This is a genomic window from Methylobacterium sp. WL18 (assembly GCF_008040015.1).
GTDB classification, from domain to species: Bacteria; Pseudomonadota; Alphaproteobacteria; order Rhizobiales; family Beijerinckiaceae; genus Methylobacterium; species Methylobacterium mesophilicum.
Window position 1 is genome coordinate 1 of record NZ_VRVD01000997.1, and the last position, 1,141, is coordinate 1,141.

The 1,141-nt window shown below is 65.1% G+C and carries 2 protein-coding genes; one reads left to right on the forward strand and one right to left on the reverse strand.

From position 1 onward, the window contains the following. Window positions 1-152 precede the first annotated feature (152 nt). The gene (locus FV228_RS30400; RefSeq protein ID WP_147857812.1) at window positions 153-491 is read right to left on the reverse strand and encodes a DUF1491 family protein; all 339 of its coding nucleotides are present in this window, start codon (window positions 489-491) and stop codon (window positions 153-155) included. Window positions 492-768: 277 nt separating this feature from the next. Between FV228_RS30400 and FV228_RS30405 the strand changes: the two genes are divergently transcribed. Next, on the forward strand, window positions 769-1,059 hold the full coding sequence (locus FV228_RS30405; protein ID WP_147857813.1) for a hypothetical protein: 291 nt from the start codon (window positions 769-771) through the stop codon (window positions 1,057-1,059). Window positions 1,060-1,141: the final 82 nt, after the last annotated feature.

The following is a 1,141-nucleotide window of genomic DNA, read 5'->3' on the forward strand; positions in this document are numbered from 1 at the left end:
AGCCGGAGCTGTGGGGGTAGGGGAAGCGACAGGATCGGGGCGGGGCGATCGCTCGCCGCTTCGCCCTGAATCCGGTGGGCAGTATTGAACCGAGTAATACGAATATTATTCGAATTTTTTATTGGCGAAATCCTGGCTCGTGAACGGCCAAGCTACTCCGCCAGCTCCAGAAAATGCCGCCCCTCCCGATCGTCGATCTCGATGATCCAGAGATCGGAATCGAACCGGATCTCCTTGGTCAGCCGCTCCTCGACGTCGAGCGGCGTGCCGCCCGTGACGAGCGCCGTGAAGCGGCGGTCGCCGCTCTCCTCGGCCTCGAACAGGGCCTGGGGGGCAGGGCCGTAGAGGTCGGCGGTGCCGTCGAGGCGGTCGACCTTGACGAAGATCGCGCCGGCCTCCGGAGAGCCGCGCCGCCGCTGGACCGCCGGGATGCCCTCGATGCCGAGGCGGCGCAGGTGGGCCGAGACCCAGAAATCGGAGCGCAGGCGCATGCGTGTCGGGCCTCCTGGACGAGCGCCCGGGATGCGCGAAAGCGGCCGCCGGAGCAACCGGGGATCGGATCGCTCGCACGACCGCAGACCCGGCCTTCGCCCGACCGGATGCGCAACGATCAAGTCGGCCGAGTAATCCAGAAAAATATTCTGTCAATCCCGGGATTAAAATAAGATCAATCGATGTGATGTTCCGCACATAATCGCTGAATTCTGATGATTAACTGAGCATAAGCCGCTCGGATTTGCAGGAGACGGCGCGGAAAGGAGCATCTACATGCCGAGATTCGCTTGCATTGCTGCACTCATCCTGTCCTCCGCATGCGCGGTCAGCGCACCGGCCGACGTCAAGGCGGAAACGCTGATGGATCTGCTGGGCAACCGCGAGTCGAGGTCCTGCCCGCGCTATCAGCGGACCGCCAGCGACCCCTGCAACATCGTGGTCCATCGGTCCGGGGGGAATCCGACCCAGGACATGACCGGGTCGATCGGCCATGCGAAGTCCTGGCAGGGTAACGGCGGCCCGCGCTGCAAGACGATCTGCCGCTTCACCGGCACGCAATACTGAGCGCGCCGGGCCGGCGGATCCGGGCCGCGCCCGGGTCTCGCCGGCTCCGATCGCGCTTCGCCGCGGGCGAGCGCCTCAACCC